Genomic DNA, 24057 nt, shown 5'->3' with positions numbered 1-24057 from the left:
AAAGGAGCGACATCACTGTGAAAGTTGGAATTGTAGCAAATCCAGTTTCCGCCAGAGACATTCGTCGGATTATCTCACATGCGGGCAACTTGCCGATCAATGACCGGGCTAACATTGTTTTACGGCTTATGACTGGGATGATGACGGCTGGCGTCGAAGACGTCGTGATCATGCCAGAGAATGGCGGCATCCGCACCGCCTTGATGCGCACAATCGACCGTGAAACCAAGCAGGGCCATCAGCGATTCCCAAATGTGGAATACTTGGACATGCCCGTGACGGGCACGGCCATCGACAGTGCGCGCGCCGCTGAGATTATGAATAAAATGGGCGTCGGCGCGATACTTGTTCTGGGCGGTGATGGCACCAATCGCATGGTGATCTCACGCTGCGGGGACACGCCTATTAGCGGGGTTTCCACTGGGACGAACAACGCATTCCCGGAATTGCGTGAACCCACGATCACCGGGCTGGCCGTCGGGCTGGCCGTGACCGGGAAGGTACCGCCCGAAGAAGCCTTTATTGGCAACAAGCGGCTCGATGTCGTCGTGAACGACAAGAAGGAAGTTGCACTGGTGGATGTGGCTGTCGTGTCGGACCGCTTTATTGGCGCGCGCGCGATCTGGAAAACCGATAGCTTCCGCGACCTGTTTGTGACCTTCGGCGAGCCGCACGGCATCGGCATGTCATCCATTATTGGCCTGCTTGCACCTGTGGGTCGGCAAGACACCGAAGGCCGCCGCGTCCGGCTGGTCGATATGGATGAGGCCAGCAGCCATTTGATGGCGCCAATTGCGCCGGGTCTGCTGGAACGGGTGGGCTTCAAAGACGTCGAAGCTTTGGTGCCGGGCAAGGCCTATTTGCCAAGCATCACCGGGGGGTCCCTCGCGCTTGATGGTGAGCGGGAGATGACCTTCACCGAAGGAGATGACGTCAGCATCACGCTGGTGTCGGACGCGTTCAAGACCGTGAACGTACCAAACTGCATGGCCTATGCCGCCGAACACGGGCTGCTGGTCACGAAGATTTAGACGATGTTCCGAAAGCTCAAAAGGGAGGAAACAACATGAGCAATCCATTCCCATTGGATAAAGATGGCCTATTAGACGCCTATCGACAGATGAAGACCATTCGGGAGTTCGAAGAACGCCTGCATGTGGACTTTGGGCGGGGCGAAATCCCTGGCTTCGTACACTTGTCCGCCGGTCAGGAAGCTTCGGCCGCCGGCATGATGATGAACATGAAGAAGGGCGACTATATCGCCACCCACCACCGGGCCCATGGCCACTGCATCGCGATTGGCGTCGATGTGAAGGAAATGATGGCCGAGATCTACGGCAAAGCCACAGGGTGTTGCGCTGGTAAAGGCGGTTCTATGCATATCGCGGATATGTCCAAGGGCATGATGGGCGCAAACGGTATTCTTGGTGCGGGATCCGCCTTGGCCTGTGGTGCTGCATTGGCGGCGCAAAAGCTGGGTCATGACGGCATCGGCATTACGGCCTTTGGCGACGGTGCGTCGAATGAGGGGACCGTTCTTGAGACGATGAACCTCGCCGGGGTCTGGAACCTGCCTGTGATTTTCGTGGTTGAAAACAACGGCTATGCGGAATCGACCTCAGTTGATTACGCGACCAAGTCAGACAGCTATGTCGACCGTGCCGCAGGCTTCGGCATGCCGGGCATCACAGTGGATGGTACCGATTTCTTCGCCGTCTACGAGGCCATGGGCGAAGTGGTCAAACGTGCCCGCGAAGGCGGCGGCCCGTCGCTGATCGAATTCAAGACTGTCCGCTTCTTTGGGCACTTTGAAGGCGATGCGCAGACTTACCGCCCAGAAGGCGAGGTCGAGGACGCGCGTGCCAATCAGGACTGCCTGAAGATCTTCCGCGCCAAAGTGACCGGTGCGGGGATCATCACCGACGCAGAGCTTGACGCCATCGACAAGCAGGCGCTCGCAGACATCGAAGAATCCGTCCAGTTTGCATTGTCTTCGCCAGTTCCAGCGCCTGAAGCACTGCTGACCGATGTGTACGTGTCGTACTGATACAACTGAAATTTAAGGGAGATTTATGACATGGCACGCATGTTAAGTATGAAAGACGCGATCAACGAGGCTGTGGATCAGGAAATGACCCGCGACCCCACGGTGATTATGATGGGCGAAGACATTGTTGGCGGCGCGGGCACTGCCGGCGAAGAAGACGCCTGGGGCGGAGTTTTGGGTGTTTCCAAAGGTCTCTACCATAAGCACCCTAACCAAATGATGGACACGCCGCTGTCAGAAAGCGCCTATGTCGGGGCCGCCATTGGCGCCGCGACCTGTGGGTTGCGCCCGATAGCGGAGCTGATGTTTGTCGACTTTCTAGGTGTCTGCTACGATCAGATCTACAACCAAGCGGCGAAGTTTCGATATATGTTTGGCGGCAAGGCTGAGACGCCTGTTGTCATCCGGGCGATGTGCGGTGCGGGCTTCCGGGCTGCGGCGCATCATAGCCAGATGCTGACACCCGTCGTCACTCATATTCCGGGACTCAAGGTTGTTTGCCCATCGAATGCTTATGACACGAAGGGCCTTTTGATCCAGTCGATCCGGGACAATGACCCGGTGGTCTTTCTGGAGCACAAAGCGCTCTATGCAACCGAGGCTGATGTCCCGGAAGAGCCCTACGCGATCCCATTCGGCGAGGCGAATGTGGCTCGTGAGGGCGGCGATGCAACCATCGTGACCTACGGTATGATGGTCGGCAAATCGCTGGAGGCCGCAGAGGCGCTGAAGAAGGAAGGTGTTGACGTTGAAGTGATTGACCTGCGCACATTGTCGCCGATCGACATGGACACAGTGATCGAAAGCGTCGAGGAAACAGGCCGTCTGATCTGCGTCGACGAAGCGCATCCGCGCTGTTCGATTGCATCCGATGTCTCGGCATCCGTAGCACAAAATGCCTTTAAGGCACTCAAAGCGCCAATCGAAATGGTCACAGCACCGCATGCACCGGTCCCCTTTGCACCGTCGCTTGAGGATCTCTACATCCCGACGCCCGAAAAAATCGCTGATGCGGTGCGCAAATCGATGCGGGCGAACTGATCATGAGTGATGAGATCATCCCGATTCTGATGCCCAAATGGGGTCTTGCCATGAAGGAGGGCACACTTGCCGCCTGGCATGTCGAGGAAGGCACAGAGATCTCTCAAGGTGACGAGATCATGGACGTGGAAACGGACAAGATTTCAAATGCTGTGGAGGCCGCCGATGGCGGCCTCCTACGGCGACGCGTCGGCGATGCGGGCGAAATTTACCCAGTCAAAGCGCTGTTGGGGGTTTTGGCCCCGGCCAGCGTGTCGGATGCCGATGTTGACGCCTATATCGATGCGTTCGAAATGCCGGAGGTCGAGGAAGAGGAAGACACCGGCCCAAGTTACGAGTTTGCAGAATTGCCTGTTGGACGTATCCGCTACACCCGCCGTGCGGGTGACGGAGATCCTGTCCTGCTGATCCACGGGTTTGGCGGCGATCTGGACAATTGGCTGTTCAACATTGACGCCATTGCCGAAAACGCGCCGGTTATCGCGCTGGATTTGCCCGGTCACGGGCAATCGGTCAAAGCTGTGGCTGACCCAACTGCCGATATACTGGTGGATACGGTTGTTGCGCTGTTGGATGATATCTCCATCGGCAAAGCCCACCTCGTGGGGCACTCTATGGGTGGCCTTGTCGCGGGCCTTGTCGCGGCGAAACACCCGGATAGGGTTGGGTCTTTGACGTTGGTCGCCTCTGCCGGGTTGGGCTCTGATGTGAATACCGCGTATCTCGACGGGTTCGTTTCTTCCGCCAGCCGGAAAGAGCTCAAGCCGCATCTCAAGAGCCTTTTTGCGGATGAAGGCCTCGTAAGCCGGGCCCTTGTCGATGATCTGATGAAGTTCAAACGGCTCGACGGTGTTGGCGCGTTTCTTGAAGCGCTGAAGACCAGCATGTTCCCATCAGGCAAACAGGGCGTCATGCTCGCCGATCAACTTGGCGGTTTTGGCGGGAAAGTGCAGGTCATCTGGGGCGACGGTGATGCCATCATACCGGTGGCGCATGCCAATGCGCTTTCTAGGGCCGATGTTCATATCGTGCCCGCCACCGGACATATGGTGCAGATGGAAGACGCAGCCCGGGTCAACGATCTCATCAAATCTGTGATCTAGGCAACTCGGGGACACACCCGGCTCACTCCCGGCCGGGTGTGTGAAATTCCTTAACGCGAAGGAGATTTTATGGCGACGCATACGCAAAAACTGACCGCGGCCAACGGGCGCATCATGGGGCTGTTCAAGGCCGAGCAAGGCACGATGATGGCCTTCAAATCCCTCAGCGAAACAGCGTCGCGGGAGGGCAAAGTGTCCAGGGCGATGAAAGAAACCATCGCGGTTGCAATTTCCGTGGCCGAAGGCTGCGAGGATTGCATCCTGTTTCATGTCGACGCCGCCAAGAAACACGGCGCTGACCGCGAAACCATGGTCGAGGTTCTGGCCGTCGCCGTCGAAATGGCCGGCGGACCCGGCGTGGTCTACGCCGCCAAAGCGCTTGAGGCTTATGACAACCTCTAACCAAGTCAAAAAGGTGAACGGATGAAAATCGGATCAAAACTACCCAGCGTCCCTGTCCAACAATTTGCGGATGAAGACATCAAACAAATTGACCTTGCTGCCTACGGGGCCGGAAAAACGATGGTTCTGGTCTCCGTCCCGGGTGCGTTCACACCCGCCTGTTCGGACACCCATGTGCCCGGATATCTGGCGCATGCCGATGCCTTGAAGGCAAAGGGTGTCGACGAAATTGTCATCCTTGCCGCCAACGATTTTTTCGCCGTCAAGGCATGGGCAGACAGCTACGGCGCGCCGGATAGCATCACATTTATGGCCGATGGCAGCCAGAAATTCGCGGAGGCGACCGACCTCGTTTTGGATCTGACAGAGCTGGGTCTGGGACGCCGCGCGCATCGCTATGCGGCGGTCGTTGAGGGTGGCACCGTCAAAAGCTTTGCGCAGGAACCGGATCCGGGTGCCGTCACGGTGTCCAGTGCCGAAGAGGTTCTGAAAGGGCTTTAAGCCGTTCAAGGGAATTGTGCCAAGCCTGACCGTTTCAAAAAGACACAAAAACAGCGTTCAAAGGAGGAGAACATGAAAGCAGCACTTTGGTAGGGAGCCAAAGATATCCGCGTCGAAGATGTGCCGGAGCCCAAAATCAAATAAGGGGTCGTCAAGGTTATGGTGGCATGGACCGGAATATGCAGGAGCTACCTGCATGGCGGCAAGGTGATCGAAATCAGAAAGGGCGCGACCAATGTCGCGATCCGCAACAGTAAAATCAAGGCGGGTGACAAGGCGGCCGTCTATGGCTCGGGCCCCATTGCTATCGCAATGTCTACCCTGCGGTCATGGCTCTGATGGCCAAAGGGTTCTACTCCGCCGACAAGCTTGTGACTAAACGAGATCAAGCGAAGACATCGCCACCGAAGGGTTTGAGACGCTGTCCAACGAGAAGACTCAGGTCAAAGTTCTGATTGAGGCTCCCTAATCAACGGAGATTCCGTGTGTGATCAAACATCTCACACGGGATCTCGGCCGAACTTGACGCCGGCATCGTCAACCAAGGCGGACAGCTTTCAGAAATTTCAGTGTTTTGCCGCTATTTACGACGGATTGAGTCCCAAAAGCCCAAGTTTTCCTCCCTTTCTCGCTTTCCTGTGCTAACGTTTCGTTAAGAAATTTCGCACGGCGTCAGCCGCTCAGCACGTACTGTTAGCTTTGGGAGGAGTGTTACAGTGGGTATAAATCTTGATTTCTCAAACCACATAGACGAGGTCATCGCCGTCGCGGAAGGCCATCCGTCCCAAAGAGACCGGGATGTCGTGAATTCGTGGCTGCGCTGCGTGAATGAACACAACCTCAGCCCCGAACGTAAGGGCGAGCCTCGCATCATCACCGAAAAGGCCTTGCGTCACCATCAGCAGGAATCCGAGGACCTGATCAATATCGCCCGCTACGGGATGGAAGACCTGTACCGACGGGTCGATGCCATGGGCTACGTGCTTTTGCTGACGGACACAAAAGGCGTCGTTATTGACTTTATCGGGGACCACAAAGTCGACCGGGAGCTGAAACGCGCGGGCCTTTATATGGGCGCGGCCTGGACGGAGGATGACAGTGGCACAACCGGCGTAGGGGCCTGTCTGAAAACAGGTGAGGCCATTGTCGTCCACCAACGTGACCATTTCGATGTCAACAACACCCCGCTCAGCTGCACGGCGGTGCCGATTTATCACCATGACGGCTCCCTGATCGGCTGTCTGGATGTGTCGCTTCTGATCTCTCCCATCGAAAAACACAGCCAGGCTTTGACGCTGGAAGTGGTCAAATCCTGCGTGCGGCGGATCGAGCTGGCCCATTTGATGGCAAGCCGCAAGTCCGATTGGCTGATCAAGCTTAACCAGAACTCCGAATTTCTTGACGTCGATCCCAGCGCGGCCATTTCTGTGGCAAGTGATGGTACGATCTCTGGCGTCACCCACACGGCGCACCAGCTTTTGTCGAAAGCATCCAACACTGACTGGACCGAAACCGACAAATTCATCGGGCGACCGTTTGAAGACGTGTTTGACTTTAGGGCTGACGACATTCCCCGTTTGACCGAGGCTCAAACGCCCGGCGAACGGGCGCTGGAGCTGTGCAATGGTGAGCTTTTGTTCGCAGGCGTCACACCGCCCGCGCCCAGAAAGACCAAAGCGGTCGATTCCACAGTCTCAACCGCTTTTTCCGGCATTCATGGCGGCGATCCCGCATTGCAGGATTTGTGCGAAAAAGCCGAACGCGTGCATGGGAAACAGATCAGCATCGTGCTGCAAGGCGAAACCGGCGCGGGCAAGGAATTCGTCGCCAATGCGATCCATTCCGCCCACAAGAAGAAGGGCAAATTCGTTGCGATCAACTGCGCGGCCTTGCCAGAATCCCTGATCGAAAGCGAATTGTTTGGCTATGCGCCCAACGCGTTTACCGGGGCAAATGCCAAGGGCAAAAAAGGGCTGATCGAACAGGCAAACGGCGGCACGCTGTTTCTTGATGAGGTCGGCGACATGGATCTGGGTTTGCAATCAAGGCTCCTGCGGGTCCTTGCTGAGCGGGAGGTCCTTCCCCTTGGTGCAACCAAGGCGATCAAGGTGGATTTCCGTGTTATTTCAGCATCTTATCTTGATCTGAAAGAGCTGGTTGACCAAGGCAAGTTCCGGCAGGATTTGTACTACCGGTTGAACGGCATGGTGCTGAAAATCCCGCCCGTGCGCGAGCGTCACGACCTGCCATGGCTGGTCCGCAAGATTGCCAAACGCGTGTCCGGGGACACACCGCTGGCCTTCTCAAAAGAGGCTGAAGAGGCGCTTTTTGCTTACCGTTGGCCCGGAAATACCCGCGAAATGGTAAACGTGTTCGAACTATGCGCCGCCCTGTGCGACGTGGCCCGTGTCGAGCTTGAAGACCTGCCGGATGCCATTCGTAATTCAGCCTCGTGACCTGAAAGCCGCCCGAAAATACCCGACAACAAGCGCTTGGCACAGTCGTTGCTTTTCTAAAGCGACTTGTTGAAGTCTGTCGGGCTGGACGCTAACATCCAGCGAATATCTGTTGGGGTGCTCCTATTGGGGCTGAGATGCGCAAGCGAACCCACTGAACCTGAACCGGTTAGGACCGGCGTAGGAAACAGAGCATGTGGACCACCCTGAATGCCCTCTGTTTTTTCGCCCGGCCCAACCCGAATGTGGAATGGGGTGCATGAAAATGGTCGCCAAAGCGCTGACAATCGCGGGCTCCGACAGCGGCGGCGGGGCGGGTATTCAGGCCGATCTCAAGGCGTTTTCCGCGATGGGGGTCTACGGCGCGAGCGTGATCACCGCGATTACGGCGCAAAACACCCAAGCGGTCACCGCCGTCTACCCAATCCCTGACGAGATCGTCGCCAAGCAGATCACCGCGGTGTTGGATGATATCGATATCGGCGCGATCAAGATCGGCATGCTGGGCACGCCAAGCCTGATGCAAGCCGTGGCGGACGCGATCAGCGGTTTCAGCGGCCCCGTGGTGCTTGACCCGGTGATGGTCGCAAAATCGGGCGACGCGCTTTTGCAAGACAGCGCAATCGATGCGCTGCGCACCACCCTGCTGCCGCGCGCGGACCTGTTGACGCCGAACCTGCCGGAAGCGGCCAAACTGCTAGACCAATCGGACGCTGACCCCGTTGATATTGCGGCACAAGCGCAAGAACTTTTGTCCTTGGGGCCCAAGGCCGTGTTGATGAAAGGCGGCCATGCCGAGGGCGACAGCTGCACCGATTTGCTTGTGCAACAAGGGTCAACCAAGTCTTTCACCGCGCCACGGATCGCGACGCAAAACACCCATGGCACTGGATGCAGCTACTCCTCGGCGATTGCGGCCCAGCTTGCGGCGGGGGTCGGGCTGACGGAGGCCGTGGAATTTGCCCACACATGGCTGCATGAAGCGATTGCCGCAGCAGATGATCTGGGCGTCGGCCATGGTCACGGGCCGGTGCATCACTTCCACTGGCTGTGGTCTTAATGGGCGCGGATTTCACCATTCTGGGCGCAGGCGTTGCGGGGCTGTCCATGGCGACGGAGCTGACCGCGCGGGGCGCCACAGTGCAGCTGATCGATCCGGCAGGTTCGCCGGGCCAGCATGCGTGCAGCTGGTGGGCGGGCGGCATGTTGGCGCCGGAATGCGAAGGCGCTTTGGCCGAACCAGCCGTCGTGCATCACGGCCGCGCGGCGGCGCAGTGGTGGGACGGGCACGGCGCGAAAGTGATCCGCAAAGGCACGCTTGTCATAGCCCTGGGCCGCGACACCAGCGAATTGCGCACCTTCCAACGCCGGGTGCCGGCGTCTGAGGTTTTGGACGCCAAGGGGATTGCGGAGCTTGAGCCTGATCTCGACGGGCGCTTTCGTCAGGGTCTGTTCCTGCCAAGCGAAGCGCATCTCGATCCGCGCGCGACGCTGGCGCATTTGCATACCCAACTCAACGCATCTGGCGTGCGCATCCATGCGGAGGCCTCCGCCGAGGGACAGGTGATTGATTGCCGTGGACTGACCGCGCGCGCGGACCTGACTGACCTGCGCGGCGTAAAGGGCGAAATGGTCGTCGTGCGCAGCCGTGATGTCACGCTGAACCGTCCCGTCCGCCTGCTGCACCCTCGTTTCCCGCTTTATATTGTGCCACGTGGTGACGGCGTCTTCATGTTGGGCGCGACCCAGATCGAAAGCGGCGAACGCACGCGCGCGACAGTACGTTCCGTCATGGAATTGTTGAACGCCGCCTATGCCTTGCACCCCGCATTTGGCGAGGCGGAGCTTTTGGAGATCGGCGTCGACGCACGCCCCGCCTTCCCGGACAACCAGCCGCGCATCCGCCAGACGGCGACCCGGACCTATGCCAACGGGTTGTTTCGCCACGGGTTTTTGTTGGCCCCAGCGCTTGCGCGAATGACGGCGGATTTGATGCTGGACGGACAAATACCGGAGGATTGGTATGAAGATCATCGTTAATGGCGCGACCATCGACACAGAGGCTGCGACCCTCGAACAGCTTTTGCAGGACCAAGGCAAGGCCGGGGCCAAAATCGCGACGGCCGTGAACGAGGTGTTCGTGCCTGCAACCGCACGCGGCAGACACACACTGGCCGAAGGGGATCGTATTGAAATCGTGGCCCCAAGGCAGGGAGGATAGAATGCGCAGCTTCTATGGAAAAACACTGGCGACCCCGCTGATGTTGGGCACGTCGCAATACCCGTCGCCCGCGATCCTCGCAGATGCGTTTCGCCGCTCTCAGGCCTCCGTCGCCACGGTCTCTGTCCGGCGCGAAGCCGGGGGCGACAGCGCGGGGCAGGATTTCTGGGCGCTGATCGAACAATTGGGCGTCGCGATCCTGCCAAACACGGCTGGCTGCCACTCGGTCAAAGAGGCGGTGACCACGGCGCATATGGCGCGCGAATTGTTTGATACCAAATGGATAAAACTGGAGGTGATCGGCCATGGCGACAGCCTGCAGCCTGACCCGTTCAACCTGTTGGAAGCCGCGCAGATCCTGTGCGAGGACGGGTTCGAGGTCTTCCCCTACTGCACCGAAGACCTCGTGCTGTGCGAGCGTTTGGTGGATGCCGGGTGCGAGGTGCTGATGCCCTGGGGCGCGCCGATTGGCACGGGGCTGGGGCTCAACAACATCTACGGGCTGCGCGCGGTGCGCGCCCATTTCCCGGATATTCCGCTGGTCATTGACGCAGGGCTTGGCCTGCCAAGCCAAGCAGCCAACGCGATGGAGCTGGGCTATGACGCGGTGCTTTTGAACACCGCTGTGGCCAAGGCAGGCGACCCTGCCACCATGGCCGAAGCGTTTGGAAAAGCGGTTAGTGCCGGGCAATTGGCGCAAGACGCCGACCCGATGGAACCGCGCGACATGGCGGCCCCTTCCACCCCCGTTCTTGGGCAGGCAATCCTATGAATTTGCATGGTTTTTACCCGATTTTCGACGATGTTCTTTGGCTGCGGCGGTTGCTGCCTCTGGGGATCAAGCTAGTACAATTGCGTCTCAAAGATCGCACCCCGCAGGACCTGCGCGCGCAACTAACGGAAGCACGCGACCTCTGTGCCGACGCAGGCGCGGTGCTGGTGGTCAATGACTATTGGGAACTGGCGGTTGAGCTAGGCTGCGACTGGATCCATTTGGGCCAAGAGGATTTGGACGATGCAGACATGGACGCGATCCGCGCGGCGGGTCTGAAGCTTGGCGTCTCAACCCATGACAAGGCTGAGCTGGCGCGCGCCCTGGCGCTTGATCCGGACTATATCGCCCTTGGTCCCATCTACCCGACCATTCTGAAGAAGATGAAATGGCACCAGCAGGGCGTTGAGAAGCTCACCGATTGGAAGGCCCGCATCGGGGATATTCCGCTTGTAGCCATTGGCGGCATGTCGGTTGACCGCGCACCGGGGGCATTGGCAGCCGGGGCCGATATCGTGTCGGCAGTGACCGATATCACCTTGCACGACGACCCAGAAGGCCGGGTCCGCGAATGGTTGGGGCTTTTTGAATGAGCCGCTATGCGCGCCAGATCACGGTCGCAGGCTTTGGCCCACATGGCCAGCGGCAGCTGCAAGACGCAGCCGTTTTGGTGATCGGCGCAGGCGGGCTCGCCGCCCCAGTGTTGCAATATCTTGTGGGCGCAGGTGTCGGGCGCATCCGTCTTGTGGATCCCGACGAGGTTGAGGTCAGCAACCTGCACCGGCAAACGCTTTATCGCATGTCCGATATCGGACAGCCCAAGGCCGCGACAGCCGCGCGCCATATGAATGGGCTGAACCCTGATTGCCATATCGACCCGTATCAAACCAGTTTTGACCCAGCAGGTGCCGCCGCCTTGGCGCAGGGCATGGATCTGTTGCTGGATTGCGCCGACAGCTTTGCCGCCAGCTATGTCGCCTCTGATCTGTGTCAGGACACAGGCCAACCGCTGATCAGCGCCAGCGTGGTCGGGCGTTCGGGCTATGTGGGCGGGTTCTGTGGCGGGGTGGCCCCCGGGCTGCGTGCAATCTTTCCTGATCTACCTGATCAGCTTGGCTCCTGCGCCACGGACGGCGTGCTTGGCCCGTCGGTCGGCGTCGTCGGGGCTTTGCAGGGGGAAATGGCGATTGCCGTGCTGACGGAGGCTGCGCCTTCACCGCTTGGCCAGCTTGTCACCTACGACGCCGATGGCACGCGTTTTGGGGGGTTCCGCTTTGACGCCGCCACCAACCCCGCCCGCGACCCGGCCTTTATCTCCCCCGTTGAGATCACTGAGACTGATTTTCTGGTCGATCTGCGCGCGGTGGACGAGCCGGGGCCGCGCCTGCCACAACTCGCACGGCGTCAAAGTGTCGATCATTTCGCGACGGGCGATCTTGCGCCCGAACCCGGCCAACGCGCCGTTCTGGCCTGCCGCTCCGGCCTGCGTGCGTGGCGGGCCGCCCAACAGCTATCAACCTACTGGCAAGGCGACATCAAACTGATCGCCCTTGGAGACAACTGAGGAGACCACCGATGAAACACCTATTCACAGCCGCAGCCCTGCTGCTGGCGGCCCCAGCGCAAGCGCAGGATGAGATGACCATCCTTTTGGATTGGTTCATCAATCCTGACCACGGCCCGATCATTTTGGCGCAAGAGCTTGGCTATTTCGCGGATCAGGGCCTTGAGGTTGAGATCGTGCCGCCTGCTGATCCTTCGGCTCCGCCGCGTCTTGTTGCCGCCGGGCAAGGTGATTTGGCCGTCAGCTACCAGCCCAGCCTGCATCTGCAGGTCGCCGAAGGCCTGCCTTTGGTGCGCGTCGGCACGCTGGTCGCCACCCCACTCAACTGTCTGTTGGTGCTGCGAGACGGCCCCATCAAGGAGATTGGCGACCTGAAAGGCGGCAAGATCGGGTTCTCCGTCGCCGGTGTGGAAGAGGCCGTGCTAACGGCCATGCTGTCGCGCTACGGCGTCTCGCTTGATGATATCGAGTTGGTCAATGTCAACTTCTCGCTCTCCCCGTCACTGATGTCTGGGCAGGTCGATGCAGTCATCGGGGCCTACCGCAATTTCGAGCTGAACCAGATGGATATCGAAGGCGTGCCCGGCAAATGCTTCTATGTCGAGGAAGAGGGCGTGCCCACCTATGACGAGCTGATCTATGTTGCCAACCCAGAGCTGATGGACCGCGACATGCTGCGCCGCTTTATGCGCGCAACCGAGCTGGCGACGCAGTATATTGTCAACAACCCAGATGCCAGCTGGGAGGTCTTCAAAGGCTTCTCCGCCGAGCTGGATGATGAGCTGAACGCCCGCGCTTGGGTCGACACCCTGCCACGTTTTGCTTTGCGGCCGGAAGCACTTGATGCCGGTCGCTACACGCGGTTCGAGGCGTTTTTGGCCGAAAGCGGCCTGATCGAAGGCACCCGTAGCGTGCCGGAACTGGCGATAGATCTGGGGGCAGAATGAGCTACGGCGCGACATTTGCGACTTGGCGGGACTGCGCCGGGCCGGTCTGGCCCGCCTACACCCAGCACGCCTTTGTGCAGGGTCTGGGCGACGGCAGCCTGCCCCGCGACTGCTTCTTGCACTACCTGGTGCAGGATTATGTCTTCCTAATCCACTTTTCGCGGGCCTGGGCCTTGGCGGTGACTAAGGCCGACACAGTCGAAGAAATGCGCCTGGCCGCAGGTACCGTGAACGGGCTGATCAATGACGAAATCGCGCTGCATATCGACATCTGCGCCAAGGCGGGTATCTCAGAAGACGCCCTTTTTGCCGCCGAAGAACGCCCCGAAAATCTGGCCTATACCCGCTACGTGCTGGATGCAGGCCATTCAGGCGATTTCCTTGACCTGCTGGCGGCCCTTGCGCCTTGCGTGATGGGGTATGGCGAGATTGGCCAAAGCCTTGCCAAGACAGCGACGTCGCAGACATTTCGCGACTGGATCGACACCTATGCGGGTGATGAGTATCAGGCGCTTTGCGCGGATGTGGGCACCCTGATCGACGCTGCCGCGACCCGTCGGTTGGGCGATACGCCGGCATCCAGCCCACGATGGGCGGCGTTGCAAAACCGTTTCACAACCGCGACACGGCTGGAGGTTGGGTTTTGGGATATGGGTCTGACCCCGTGACCGCGCCCGCTTTGCATCTGTCGGGCGATGCCTCGATCGGGGGCGCGGCGATTTTCACCGGGATCGATTTTGCAGCCGAGGCGGGCGACTGGACCGTGATCCTTGGGGCCAGTGGGGTGGGCAAATCTACCGTTCTGAACCTCTTCGCAGGGCTTGCAGAGAGGATTGAGCTGGCCGGTCGCCTTGGCTGTTCCGACGGTGCGCTTGAAGGTCGTGTCGCCCTGATGGCGCAGGATGATCTGCTAATGCCTTGGCTCACAGCACTGGACAATGTGTTGATCGGCGCGCGCCTGCGAGGGCAACGCCCCGACAAGGACCGCGCGCGCGAACGGCTGGCGCAGGTCGGGCTGGCCGACAAAGCAAACGCGCGCCCAAGTGAGCTGTCCGGCGGGCAACGTCAACGCATAGCCCTCGCCCGCACCTTGATGGAGGACCGCCCTGTCGTCCTGCTGGACGAGCCATTCTCCGCCCTCGACGCCCTGACCCGCGCGCAGATGCAAGATCTCAGCGCTGAGCTTCTGATCGACCGTACCGTGCTGCTTGTCACGCATGACCCTGGCGAAGCGGTGCGTCTGGGGCATCGCATCTACATCATGACGCCCACAGGGCTGCGCCCGGTGCCGGTGCCTGAGGGGGCAACCCCCGCCCATTCGACGCGCCGCATATTTTTGCGGCGCAAGCCAGCCTTCTGAACCAATTGAGAGCCCCGATCCAATGAGCATTTGCAATGACCTGCGCGCCAGCGTGCAATCCGACTGGGACGCGGCCACGCGCCACCCCTTCACCAATGCGCTTGTCGATGGCAGCATCGATCCCGCCCTGATGGCCGGTTACCTGCAACAGGACTACCACTTCATTGACGGCTTTGTCCGCCTGCTGGCCTCCGCCATTGCGCATGCGCCAAGCTTGGCCGACAGCGTGCCAGCCGCGCAGTTCCTTGGCCTCGTGACCGGGCCTGAGAATACCTATTTCCTGCGCAGTTTCGAAGCACTGGGCGTTGCACCCGATGCGCCCGCCGCACCCCATACCGTGGCCTTTCAGGACCTCATGACGCGCGCGCGCATGTCAGGGCGCTACGAGATCATGATCGCGGTGCTGGTCGTGGCCGAATGGGTCTATCTGGACTGGGCCGACCCCCATGAAGACCGCGCGGCTGAGTTGCCCTTTTGGCTGGGCGAATGGATCACGCTGCATGCAGGTCCGGAGTTTGCCGAGGTCGTGGCCTATCTGCAAGGCCAATTGGACAAAGTCTGGGACGGGTTGGACGCTAATGCCCGGACCGAGGTCACGCAGACCTTTCAGGAGGCCGTGCATCTGGAACGCGCCTTCTTTGACGCCGCTTGGGCCGGGTTCGAGGGGGCCTAGGTGACCGGTTGGCGCGCCGCCCTTCTGTCGTTCATTTGCGTCATTGCGGGCTGGCAGGCGCTGGTTATGCTGACTGGTCTGCCACGCTTTATCCTGCCCGGTCCGATGCTGGTGGCGGAGACAATCTGGACCAGCCGCCAAATCCTTGCTGAAAACGCCTGGATCACAATTCTTGAGGTGCTGATTGGGCTCACCCTTGGCGCGATCTTGGGCGCGCTGTCCGCCGTTGGGCTCGCCGCGTCCCCCATGGCGCGGGCCTTGATCCGCCCCCTGCTGGTGTTCAGCCAAGCCGTGCCGGTCTTTGCGCTTGCCCCCATTTTGACGCTGTGGCTGGGGTTCGGGCTGTGGTCCAAGGTCACCATGGCGCTGATCATCATCTACTTTCCCGTCACTTCGGCGTTTTTCGACGCGCTCATGCGCACCAACCGCGACTGGCTCGGGCTGGCGCGGGTCATGGGGGCGACGCCGGCGCGGATCATGTGGCATATCCGCATTCCCGCAGCACTTCCCGGTCTGGCCTCTGGGCTGAGGCTGGCTGCGGTTTACGCGCCTATCGGGGCGGTGATCGGCGAATGGGTCGGGGCCTCACGCGGGTTGGGCTATTTGATGCTTTTGGCGAACGGACGGGCCAAGACGGACCTGATGTTCGCTGCGCTGATCGTGTTGGCGATCTTTACGATCCTGCTGCACACGGGCGTTCACCATCTTTGCCGCCGCTATCTGGATCGCACCGAGAGCTAGGCGGCGCGGCCTATTGGCACGGCTGTTGCTTTTCTGAACCTAGTAAAGGGAGATATCGGATGCCAGAAACACAGTTTGCCGTTCAGATGGGCATGGGCACTGATCTGAAAGGGCAGGACTACACCAAAGCCGCCGCCGCCGCCGTGCGCGACGCCCTGCATCGGAATTTTCTGTCGATGCACCGGGCGTTTGACCTGCCGCTGGATGAGATGATCGTGAAAATTCGGGTCGGGGTCGGAAACCCCGACGCGGTTGATCTGGAGGTGGTCAAAGCCGAGGCCCCGGTTGGCCATATTACGGCCGAGGCCGTACAAGGCGGATTGGACCTGGATATGCTGGGCGAGACCCCGATCATCGCGCAGGCCATCGTCACCGTGTCTTACAACTTGAAGGACGTCGCATGAAACCGCTGATCATGGAACTTGGCATGGGCGCGGATGTCCATGGGCATGACTACACCAAAGCCGCGTTACGCGGGATCTCTGACGCGATCCGGCATAGCTCGCTGACGATTTTCTACAACTACAAGCACCCGTCCGAAATGAAGATCGAATTGACGATTGGAGTTTCAGAACCGGACAAGGTCGACAAACAAGCCGTCGCCGACGCGCTGCCCTTCGGCAGTGTGGATGTGAAGGTGGTGAAAGGCGGCCTCGATGACAAAGGCATGGGCGGCAAGGAAGACATTGTTCTGGCGTCGGTTGCGGTCAAGGCCATGCTGGACACCACTGGCCACGGGATGGAATTGGCCGAGGTCTAGGCGCGCGACGGGGTCGGCTTAGTTTGCGCCCTACCCTTCTGATGCGCCTGCTCTTTGTCATCCACGCGGCAATGTGTTGGGGCTACAATTAGGCCTTTTACCGGCCACTCAGCGCTTTTGCATCTGTGCGCATTCACCGAGTAGAGCCACGCCCCGCCAAAAGGGGTAGTCAGGCAGGGCCCCAGATCGCACCCCAAGAACCATTTTGTAGCAAACGTTCTATCTTTGCCAGCTTGGCATTTACGACAGTCACATGATCCATCCGCTAGATTTGCATTCTAGAACGCCTCCAGAACAATCTTTCCTTTCGCCTTGCCGCTTTCCAGCAGCGCATGAGCCTTCGTCAAATTTGCGGCGTTGATTTTGCCAAAGCTATCTGCAACCGTCGATTTGATTTTGCCCGCGTCGATTAGTGATGCCACCTCGTTCAGGATGTCACCCTGCCGCTGCATGTCGGCAGTCTCAAACATTGGACGGGTAAACATAAACTCCCAATGGACCGAGATCGCCTTGGGTTTGAACGGCATGATGTCGAAGGTCGCGGGGTCATCAATCAGCCCATAGCGGCCTTGGGGTGTCATGAAACCGGCGACGTGGGCCGAATAAAGGTCCGAATGGGTTGTCGAATAGACGAAATCGACACTGCCGATGCTTAGGGCCTCAATCTGCGGCCCGAGTGGCTCTGCATGGCTGATGACGTGATGCGCGCCCAGCTCTTCCACCCAGGCTTTCGTCTCGGGTCGGGACGCGGTTGCGATGATCGTGACATCAGACAGGGCACGGGCCAGTTGGATCGTGATCGACCCAACGCCACCCGCACCACCAATCACCAGCAGGGTTTTCTTGCCGCCGGGGATAGGGGCGTCGATCCGCAGGCGGTCAAACAGCATTTCATGTGCCGTCAGTGTCGTGAGCGGCATCGCGGCCGCCGCAGACGCGGCGACGGAGCTTGGCGCGTTGCCGACGATCCGTTCATCCACCAGATGAAATTCGGAATTTGTGCCGGGCCGATTCACAGTACCGGCGTAGTAGACGTTGTCACCCACCGAAAAACTGGTGACCGCATCCCCGATGCCGACAACTTCGCCCGCAGCGTCCCACCCCAGAATGTCAGGTGTCTGACCTGTCGGAGCACGCCGCTGCCGGATTTTCGTATCCACCGGATTTACCGATACCGCTGCGACCTTGACCAACAGATCATGGCCGATCGCAGTTGGCGTTTCAGCCTCGAAGTCGATCAGCGCGTCTGCGCGATCAATTGGTCCGGTCTCTCTATATCCGACAGCTTTCATGGCGTGCTCCTTTGGTTTGATGATCAGGCGATGATGCTCATCTCGTTCAATGTAAACTCTTCGACCGCGCCATCGGTTGCTTCCATGTAAGCGGCCAAATGGGAAGCGCCCATATGCGTCTGCCACAAATCGCGGCTCTCCCAGTTCTCGTAGAACACAAAATGCGCCGGGTTGTCGTTGTCCTGGTGCAGGTCGTAGTTGATGCAGCCTTCTTCGGCCCGGGTGATGTCGATCAGCTTGAGCAGCTCGGCCTTCACGAGATCGACTTTTTCAGGGTTGGCTTTGATATTTGCGACGATGGTTAGTTTGGCCATTGGGGTCATCCTTTGTTGAATTTCTATCCATTAACTTTACGGGGTCGCCCTTTCGGGATAAACGCCTATCATTCGAATATATAATCCGGTTTAGGCGGCCAATGCTTCTCGATAACCTTCGACTGTTTATGATCATTGCCGAAAAGGGCAGCCTTGTCGCAGCGGCCCGCGAAACCGGTCTGTCCACAACGACCGTGTCGGAACGTCTTGCCGCACTCGAAGCCCATTTCGGCGTTGTCTTGTTCAATCGGACAACACGATCCATCAGCCTAACCGAGGAGGGTCGAACGCTTATCGACGGGGCCAAATCTGTTCTGAGTGAAGTCGCTGACCTCGACACACGCATTCGCTATGGGGCGGAAACACTCTCTGGACTGATCCGCATCTCTGCCCCCGTTGATCTGGGGCGTTCCATCATCTCCGACGCCATATCCACGTTTACTGACGAGAACCCGGCGGTTTCGATCGAACTGTCATTGTCAGACGGATATGTCGACTTGGTCGGCCAAGGGTTCGATCTGGCCGTGCGCTTTGGCAACGTGACGGATCTCGACCCTGAGGGTACGGAGCCTCGGGATGTTCCAACGCCTTGTCTGTGCTGCCCCCAACTATTTAGAAATGCATGGGACCCCAAGAGTACCCGATGACCTCAAAGACCATAATTGCCTGGTGATGCGCTTTGGGGAGGCCTTGGACAACACTTGGGAATTTGGGACAGGGCAAAAGCGCAAGCGCGTCACGGTTCGGGGAAGCCGTGTTGTGAACGACGGGTGGCTTATTCGGTCGTGGGCTTTGGCGGGACACGGTATCGTTTTGAAGTCAGAGCTGGATGTGGCTGAAGACATACGGGCTGGATCGTTGGTGTCATTACTTGGAGACCACCTACCGCCGCCAAACCCACTTCAAATGATGTTCCCACCAGGAAGGGCGCAACCACGGCGCGTTACCGCTTTTGCTGAGCATCTCCGTTTAACCGTTCCCGATACACATTTCGAAGCATAGGCTGTGCGCCTGTTTTTCAAATTTTGGCCAAAAAAAATGCAGTACCAAGCTGACGTCCAATGTAGGGCAGAAATTTCAGCGCCCTCCCGCAGAATGCGAGCTCTATCAGTGCCAGGTTCTGGCCCCGCAACGAATGTTTGCGATACGGGCTGCGAGCCCTTTTTCTGAGTGCTGCGCGATGTACGAATGTTGGCAATTGACCTGTCTACTTGGTTCGGGCCGATGCTTCAGCAAGTCGAAGCGCCAAATTGAACAAGGTCACAGATTGTCATGAAACTTGGCAAGTAAACGGGTAAATTCGGCGACCTCCTGATTGGAAAAGCTCCGCATCTGATGTTTTAGCCGTTCTAAAACAACTGGTAGGACCATGTCATGGAACGCCTGACCCTTTGATGTCAGATACCAGTCCCTCCGGCGCGGGTCGTTGTCGTGGGCCTTTCCTTTGGCCAGCTTCTTAGTGGCCAAACGGTGCAGGCTGCGGCTGACTGCAGCCTTGTCGATGCCGATAGTTTCGCTGGATAGCGCGACGGATGCACCCGGTTGGCGGGCCAACATGACCAGCATACGCCAATCCATTGCCCCAATGCCGAAACGCTCTTGCAACATGGCAGAGTTTTGCCGCGTGAACCGATTGGCGGCGAAGGTCAACAAGACCGTCGGCGTGCGAGAGAAGCTGAGGGTTTGGCGCACCAGATCGTTCTCTTCCGACACGACATCGACCAGAAATAGCTCGACCCACTCTGTAGCCACGACATCCCCGTCCTATTGCCTATTTGACAGCTCAGCACTAACGTGTTGTCATGTCAACACGTTGCACCCTGCGAGTGAAACCTGCCACATGCAACCACCTGTATATCACATTGATCCCGTCGCCTTCTGGGCCGACCCATATCCCGATCTAAAAGTTATGCGCAGGGATATGCCGGTGGCCTTTGTGCCTGAGCTAAAAGCCACTTTGATCACACGGCGCGATGACATCTTCGAGGTAGAAAAGAAGATTGCCTATTTCTCGTCCGAGCAGCCCGAGGGGCTGATGACGCAGCTCATGGGGCAGAACATGATGCGCAAAGATGGGGCGGCGCATCTGGCCGAGCGCAAGGCAATCTTCCCGACTGTCTCCCCCAAAACGGTCAAGACCGTATGGAAAGAACAGTTTGAGATGGCCACGAACGCGGCATTGGACGAGTTCAGACCGCTTGGGCGGGCAGATATGGCAATGCAGATTGCCAAACGCCTGTCTGGAGAGGCTCTGATCGCGATGACCGGCTTGCGCAATATGAGTTGGCAGGAAATGGACCGCGTCAGCCAGGGCATGATCGACGGCTGTGCTAACTATGCAGGCGACCCGAAAGTCACGGCGCTCTGCCATGATTGCACGGCCTCGATTGACCGGCATATCGACCAGATGATCCCGCACTTGAAGGCCGATCCCAACCATTCGCTTTTGTCTGTGCAGATGCAGGCAGGCCTCGGCCTTGAAAGCGTGCGCGCCAATATAAAGCTAGCCATCTCTGGCGGCCAGAACGAACCACGCGACGTGATTGCCGGACTTGTCTGGGCGCTCCTCACTCATCCCGAGCAGTTGCAGATGGTGCAACGCGGGCAAGCCACTTGGTTGCAGGCGTTCGAAGAATATGTCCGCTGGATGTCGCCCATCGGGATGAGCCCGCGCGAGATGGCGCAGCCCTACGATCTACATGGTGTGACGCTGGCGAAAGGCAGCCGGGTCTTCTTGATGTTTGGCTCAGGCAACCGCGACGAGACGGTGTTCTCCAGTCCCGACAATTTTGACATCACACAGGATTGCGGCCCCTCGATCGCCTTTGGCGCGGGCCCGCATTTCTGCGCGGGGGCCTGGGCCTCGAAATGCCTGATCGCCGAAGTTGTCATGCCCGCCCTGTTCGACGCGTTGCCGAACCTCCGGCTTGCGGGGCAGACCCGCTTTGGCGGCTGGGCGTTCCGCGGGCCCGTTTCGATGCCCGTAGCATGGGATACTTGACCCTATTTTTTGTTCCGCAGAGCGCGTTTGACGATGTAGTGCGTGGCGTCCACTTGGGATTGGGCCACCCAACGATCACATAGCGCCTCGACCCAATCGGGTTGGGATTTCCAGGCATCATTGAGCCAATTGGCCACAGAATCCTGCACATAGCGTGATGGGTCGGACCGCAGGGGCTCAAGCACTGGTAGCCCATGTTCGGGCGCGTCTTTTAACAGTTTGATATGGCTTGCCCAAACGCCGCGTGGACGAACGGCTTCGCTGGCAAAGCGGCGAAGATATTCTGACCCGTCCAAGGTCAGGGGTGTAAGTTCTGAAATAGCAACCTCTGGATCGGCCACAATGGCTGGGCGCAGTGCAAGCCAGGCCCATTCACGCACCCCAAAATGAGCGTCATCTGCAAAGGGCCGCATTGCGCGAAGTTTGTCGGGCAGTGATGCGATCGGGTCGGCCGCAATCAGGTAAGCGCCCCAGCCGCGCACGAGGTCGGACCGATGATTGGCGAGCCATTGCAATCGATCAAGGGCAGATTGTTCAAAAATGATCTGCGCCGCCGCAGCCATGCGCTTAGTCACACCTACTTTGGCATCAATCGTTTCAGCCTGGGCCGCTAACTCGGGCAAAACGGCTCCCATAAGAGCCGAAAAATCCGTTGCTAAATTCTCGGACAGGGTCGCGGCCTCGATCTCGCCCGCGTTCAGCTGGGCGAGGATGTCAGACGGCACGCCCGCCACACTTGCTGCACCCTTGCGCTTTGGTGTCACCATGTTCGCACGACCCTCACAGAGCTATTGAGATAGGTTTTGAACTTCGATGGCACCAAGAAATTATACATCGGGACCACTACGATTTATGTGTCTGCGACGAGCATCTCGCCGATTAGATTGTCCGAACTTTCTGATGTTCGTTTCATCCCGACGGTGGTTTTGTGACATCCAATGCCGCCTCAATACATAACAGACACTGTGCTTGTTATATATATAGGCAAAACCGTCAAGCATATTCCGCCCGTGCCAATAACTGATCGAGAGTGGTCGCGCGCAGCACCTCGGCGAAGGCCTCTTCTGCATCGCCAAACACCGACGTTATGGCATTGCTGATTGCCTCGCCCTCCACACAAGCCGCCTGCGGTGTTGCATTCGCTCGCGAAAAAATCCCCCTTTCTGAAATCGCGGAAAAAACATCCTGCAAAGTGATCTCAGCGGGGGACATGCACAGAACGTATCCACCATTCGCCCCGGAAACAGACCGGACGAGCCCCGCAGTTACGAGCTTGCCTGTGGCACGACGAATGACAACCGGGTTGACAAAAATCTGCTCCGCAATCTTTGAAGCAGGCACAGGGTCCGGGGCCAAAAACGCAATGACACACAGCGAATTTGCCGCGACGGCAAGGGATTGATCCAAACTCATTAGCTTCCTTTCGCGTGCAACTTGCCACAATACATACGGCAACCCCAGAGCAGGTGCGAGATTTCACAGACCCCAATTTTTCGACGCCGGCTAGTAGGTACGATTTTGTGGTCAATTTTTTCGAAATCAAAACCTCTCAGAAATGAAATTCCAAAAGTAGACGCTGAAATATACTGGGCATGAACCTGCTCCATCGACGTAACTGCAAGATCTTACGAACGTAGCTCTCCGTGTGCTTTGGCGAACTGTCTGCTGTGTGTCAGAAACAGTATGAAGGCGCATGAACCTGAATGCAGCCCTATTCAGCTCCCCAAAACTCATTTCATCCGCTTGGCGGGCTGAGAACTTGCCGCTGCATAAAGTCCGCTTGGCTTTGTGAAATTTGCGAAGGGTTGAGCGTGGCCAAGAGAAATACAATGTCCTGCTTGGTCGTCGCTAGATGTTTATGGGTGGTTTTTGGCAACTGCGGCGCACATACTTGTCCCAACGCACTGCCCGCACCGGAGATCTTATGACTGCGACCTACTTTTCCCCGACAGGCGGGCACCCGCCACAAGACCAGTTGCTAACGGACCGAGCGGTCTTTACCGATGCCTATGCCGTGATCCCAAAAGGGACGATGCGCGACATCGTCACCAGCCAACTACCGTTTTGGGAACAAACCCGTCTTTGGGTCATCGCCCGCCCCCTAAGCGGATTTGCGGAGACTTTTTCGCAATATATCATGGAAGTCTCACCCGGCGGCGGTTCGGACCATCCAGAGACTGATGCAGGCGCCGAGGGTACCTTGTTTGTCGTCGAGGGCACGGCAACATTGAGCGTCGACGGCGAAAACCGCACCCTAGCTCCAGGCGGATACGCCTATTTGCCGCCAACGACTGAATGGCGTTTGCACAATGAGACGAGCGAGATGCTTAAATTTCATTGGATCCGCAAAGCCTACGAAGCCGTTCCGGGTCTTGCCCATCCCGATGTGATCATCGCGAACGAAAACGACATAGCCCCGACCCCTATGCCTGGTACCGACGGCAAATGGTCTACGACACGTTTCGTAGACCCCGACGACCTGCGCCACGACATGCATGTCGCAATCGTCACGTTCGAGCCCGGCGCAGTCATCCCTTTCATGGAAACACATGTCATGGAGCACGGGCTCTACGTGTTGGAGGGCAAAGCCGTCTACCGCCTCAACACCGACTGGGTCGAGGTTGAGGCCGGTGACTACATGTGGCTGCGTGCCTTCTGTCCGCAAGCTTGCTATGCGGGCGGTCCGGGCAAGTTTCGGTACTTGCTCTATAAGGATGTGAACCGTCACATGGACCTGCGGCTTTTCCCCAAGAAGGGTTAAAACGCAAAACCAAACGCACGTCAGAGCAGCTTTGGTTCACATCGCCTCTAAGGCGGGTCCACTTGTTCGAAATGCCTTAACGCCGGAATACAACTGCGGCT

General features: G+C 58.5%; 30 protein-coding genes and 1 riboswitch. Of the genes, 25 read left to right on the top strand and 5 right to left on the bottom strand.

All coding sequences use genetic code 11. The features are described 5' to 3' along the window. Positions 1–17: 17 nt before the first annotated feature. From ACZ1G7_RS18750 to ACZ1G7_RS18650, 21 genes are all read left to right on the top strand, one after another. A complete protein-coding gene (locus ACZ1G7_RS18750; RefSeq protein WP_472660896.1) occupies positions 18–1031 on the top strand; it encodes an ATP-NAD kinase family protein in 1014 nt (337 codons plus the stop codon). 35 nt (positions 1032–1066) lie between these two features. Beyond that, complete coding sequence (locus ACZ1G7_RS18745) at positions 1067–2047, top strand: thiamine pyrophosphate-dependent dehydrogenase E1 component subunit alpha (RefSeq protein WP_472660895.1); 981 nt, start codon at positions 1067–1069, stop codon at positions 2045–2047. Between the two features lie 30 nt (positions 2048–2077). After that, positions 2078–3088, top strand: a complete 1011-nt coding sequence (locus ACZ1G7_RS18740; RefSeq protein ID WP_472660894.1) for an alpha-ketoacid dehydrogenase subunit beta — start codon at positions 2078–2080, stop codon at positions 3086–3088. A 2-nt stretch (positions 3089–3090) separates the two neighbouring features. Then, complete coding sequence (locus tag ACZ1G7_RS18735; protein ID WP_472660893.1) at positions 3091–4191, top strand: acetoin dehydrogenase dihydrolipoyllysine-residue acetyltransferase subunit; 1101 nt, start codon at positions 3091–3093, stop codon at positions 4189–4191. Positions 4192–4260: 69 nt separating this feature from the next. After that, on the top strand, positions 4261–4593 hold the full coding sequence (locus ACZ1G7_RS18730; protein ID WP_472660892.1) for a carboxymuconolactone decarboxylase family protein: 333 nt from the start codon (positions 4261–4263) through the stop codon (positions 4591–4593). Between the two features lie 21 nt (positions 4594–4614). Next, positions 4615–5094 (top strand): redoxin family protein, encoded by a 480-nt coding sequence (locus tag ACZ1G7_RS18725; protein WP_472660891.1) that lies wholly within the window; start codon positions 4615–4617, stop codon positions 5092–5094. 159 nt (positions 5095–5253) lie between these two features. Then, positions 5254–5433, top strand: a complete 180-nt coding sequence (locus tag ACZ1G7_RS18720) for a hypothetical protein (RefSeq protein WP_472660890.1) — start codon at positions 5254–5256, stop codon at positions 5431–5433. Between the two features lie 377 nt (positions 5434–5810). Then, positions 5811–7550, top strand: coding sequence for a sigma-54-dependent Fis family transcriptional regulator (locus ACZ1G7_RS18715; protein ID WP_472660889.1), 1740 nt, complete (start codon positions 5811–5813; stop codon positions 7548–7550). A gap of 103 nt (positions 7551–7653) precedes the next feature. Further along, positions 7654–7754: riboswitch (TPP riboswitch) on the top strand. Positions 7755–7815: 61 nt separating this feature from the next. Further along, on the top strand, positions 7816–8610 hold the full coding sequence (gene thiD, locus ACZ1G7_RS18710; RefSeq protein WP_472663762.1) for a bifunctional hydroxymethylpyrimidine kinase/phosphomethylpyrimidine kinase: 795 nt from the start codon (positions 7816–7818) through the stop codon (positions 8608–8610). Then, positions 8610–9590 carry an FAD-dependent oxidoreductase gene (locus ACZ1G7_RS18705; RefSeq protein ID WP_472660888.1) on the top strand — a complete coding sequence of 327 codons (981 nt, stop codon included), beginning with the start codon at positions 8610–8612 and terminating at the stop codon, positions 9588–9590. Before thiD ends, ACZ1G7_RS18705 begins: the two co-directional genes overlap by 1 nt. Next, entirely contained in the window at positions 9574–9771 is a 198-nt protein-coding gene (thiS, locus tag ACZ1G7_RS18700; protein ID WP_472660887.1) for a sulfur carrier protein ThiS, read from the top strand. Before ACZ1G7_RS18705 ends, thiS begins: the two co-directional genes overlap by 17 nt. Position 9772: 1 nt before the next feature. Next, positions 9773–10543, top strand: coding sequence for a thiazole synthase (locus ACZ1G7_RS18695; protein WP_472660886.1), 771 nt, complete (start codon positions 9773–9775; stop codon positions 10541–10543). Continuing rightward, positions 10540–11136: a thiamine phosphate synthase gene (locus ACZ1G7_RS18690; protein WP_472660885.1), complete on the top strand. Its 597-nt coding sequence runs from the start codon at positions 10540–10542 to the stop codon at positions 11134–11136. Before ACZ1G7_RS18695 ends, ACZ1G7_RS18690 begins: the two co-directional genes overlap by 4 nt. Further along, a complete protein-coding gene (locus ACZ1G7_RS18685; protein WP_472660884.1) occupies positions 11133–12107 on the top strand; it encodes a HesA/MoeB/ThiF family protein in 975 nt (324 codons plus the stop codon). Before ACZ1G7_RS18690 ends, ACZ1G7_RS18685 begins: the two co-directional genes overlap by 4 nt. A gap of 11 nt (positions 12108–12118) precedes the next feature. Next, entirely contained in the window at positions 12119–13054 is a 936-nt protein-coding gene (locus tag ACZ1G7_RS18680; RefSeq protein WP_472660883.1) for an ABC transporter substrate-binding protein, read from the top strand. Continuing rightward, positions 13051–13722, top strand: coding sequence for a thiaminase II (gene tenA / locus ACZ1G7_RS18675; protein ID WP_472660882.1), 672 nt, complete (start codon positions 13051–13053; stop codon positions 13720–13722). The genes ACZ1G7_RS18680 and tenA overlap by 4 nt, the downstream gene beginning before the upstream one ends. Further along, positions 13719–14414: an ABC transporter ATP-binding protein gene (locus ACZ1G7_RS18670; protein WP_472660881.1), complete on the top strand. Its 696-nt coding sequence runs from the start codon at positions 13719–13721 to the stop codon at positions 14412–14414. Before tenA ends, ACZ1G7_RS18670 begins: the two co-directional genes overlap by 4 nt. A gap of 22 nt (positions 14415–14436) precedes the next feature. Then, positions 14437–15087: a TenA family protein gene (locus ACZ1G7_RS18665; RefSeq protein ID WP_472660880.1), complete on the top strand. Its 651-nt coding sequence runs from the start codon at positions 14437–14439 to the stop codon at positions 15085–15087. Then, positions 15088–15828 (top strand): ABC transporter permease, encoded by a 741-nt coding sequence (locus tag ACZ1G7_RS18660; RefSeq protein WP_472660879.1) that lies wholly within the window; start codon positions 15088–15090, stop codon positions 15826–15828. Between the two features lie 59 nt (positions 15829–15887). Continuing rightward, the gene (locus ACZ1G7_RS18655) at positions 15888–16232 is read left to right on the top strand and encodes a Lin0512 family protein (RefSeq protein WP_472660878.1); all 345 of its coding nucleotides are present in this window, start codon (positions 15888–15890) and stop codon (positions 16230–16232) included. After that, entirely contained in the window at positions 16229–16588 is a 360-nt protein-coding gene (locus ACZ1G7_RS18650; RefSeq protein ID WP_472660877.1) for a Lin0512 family protein, read from the top strand. The genes ACZ1G7_RS18655 and ACZ1G7_RS18650 overlap by 4 nt, the downstream gene beginning before the upstream one ends. 278 nt (positions 16589–16866) lie before the next feature. Here ACZ1G7_RS18650 and ACZ1G7_RS18645 read toward each other — a convergent pair whose 3' ends face one another. Both ACZ1G7_RS18645 and ACZ1G7_RS18640 read right to left on the bottom strand, forming a co-directional pair. Then, positions 16867–17880: a zinc-binding alcohol dehydrogenase family protein gene (locus ACZ1G7_RS18645; protein ID WP_472660876.1), complete on the bottom strand. Its 1014-nt coding sequence runs from the start codon at positions 17878–17880 to the stop codon at positions 16867–16869. Positions 17881–17903: 23 nt separating this feature from the next. Then, positions 17904–18194, bottom strand: coding sequence for a putative quinol monooxygenase (locus ACZ1G7_RS18640; RefSeq protein ID WP_472660875.1), 291 nt, complete (start codon positions 18192–18194; stop codon positions 17904–17906). Positions 18195–18295: 101 nt separating this feature from the next. On the opposite strand from ACZ1G7_RS18640, the gene ACZ1G7_RS18635 reads away from it, so the two are divergent. Both ACZ1G7_RS18635 and ACZ1G7_RS18630 read left to right on the top strand, forming a co-directional pair. After that, complete coding sequence (locus ACZ1G7_RS18635) at positions 18296–18841, top strand: LysR family transcriptional regulator (RefSeq protein ID WP_472660874.1); 546 nt, start codon at positions 18296–18298, stop codon at positions 18839–18841. Beyond that, positions 18771–19196 (top strand): substrate binding domain-containing protein, encoded by a 426-nt coding sequence (locus tag ACZ1G7_RS18630; protein ID WP_472660873.1) that lies wholly within the window; start codon positions 18771–18773, stop codon positions 19194–19196. Before ACZ1G7_RS18635 ends, ACZ1G7_RS18630 begins: the two co-directional genes overlap by 71 nt. A 258-nt stretch (positions 19197–19454) precedes the next feature. On the opposite strand, the gene ACZ1G7_RS18625 is transcribed toward ACZ1G7_RS18630, so the two are convergent. Continuing rightward, the gene (locus tag ACZ1G7_RS18625; RefSeq protein ID WP_472660872.1) at positions 19455–19946 is read right to left on the bottom strand and encodes a MarR family winged helix-turn-helix transcriptional regulator; all 492 of its coding nucleotides are present in this window, start codon (positions 19944–19946) and stop codon (positions 19455–19457) included. Between the two features lie 88 nt (positions 19947–20034). Here ACZ1G7_RS18625 and ACZ1G7_RS18620 point away from each other — a divergent pair, with 88 nt between their 5' ends. Beyond that, positions 20035–21195 (top strand): cytochrome P450, encoded by a 1161-nt coding sequence (locus ACZ1G7_RS18620; RefSeq protein ID WP_472660871.1) that lies wholly within the window; start codon positions 20035–20037, stop codon positions 21193–21195. Positions 21196–21197: 2 nt separating this feature from the next. Here ACZ1G7_RS18620 and ACZ1G7_RS18615 read toward each other — a convergent pair whose 3' ends face one another. Together ACZ1G7_RS18615 and ACZ1G7_RS18610 are read right to left on the bottom strand one after the other, a co-directional pair. Next, the gene (locus ACZ1G7_RS18615; protein WP_472660870.1) at positions 21198–21962 is read right to left on the bottom strand and encodes a DNA alkylation repair protein; all 765 of its coding nucleotides are present in this window, start codon (positions 21960–21962) and stop codon (positions 21198–21200) included. A gap of 226 nt (positions 21963–22188) precedes the next feature. Continuing rightward, positions 22189–22638 carry an Rrf2 family transcriptional regulator gene (locus ACZ1G7_RS18610; protein ID WP_472660869.1) on the bottom strand — a complete coding sequence of 150 codons (450 nt, stop codon included), beginning with the start codon at positions 22636–22638 and terminating at the stop codon, positions 22189–22191. 481 nt (positions 22639–23119) lie between these two features. On the opposite strand from ACZ1G7_RS18610, the gene ACZ1G7_RS18605 reads away from it, so the two are divergent. Next, entirely contained in the window at positions 23120–23956 is an 837-nt protein-coding gene (locus tag ACZ1G7_RS18605) for a bifunctional allantoicase/(S)-ureidoglycine aminohydrolase (RefSeq protein WP_472660868.1), read from the top strand. The last annotated feature ends 101 nt before the right edge of the window (positions 23957–24057 follow it).

Source organism: Litoreibacter sp. JB4-2, from assembly GCF_055693445.1.
Note: the sequence above shows the minus strand (reverse complement) of the source record. Positions and strands in the feature narration are given on the sequence as shown.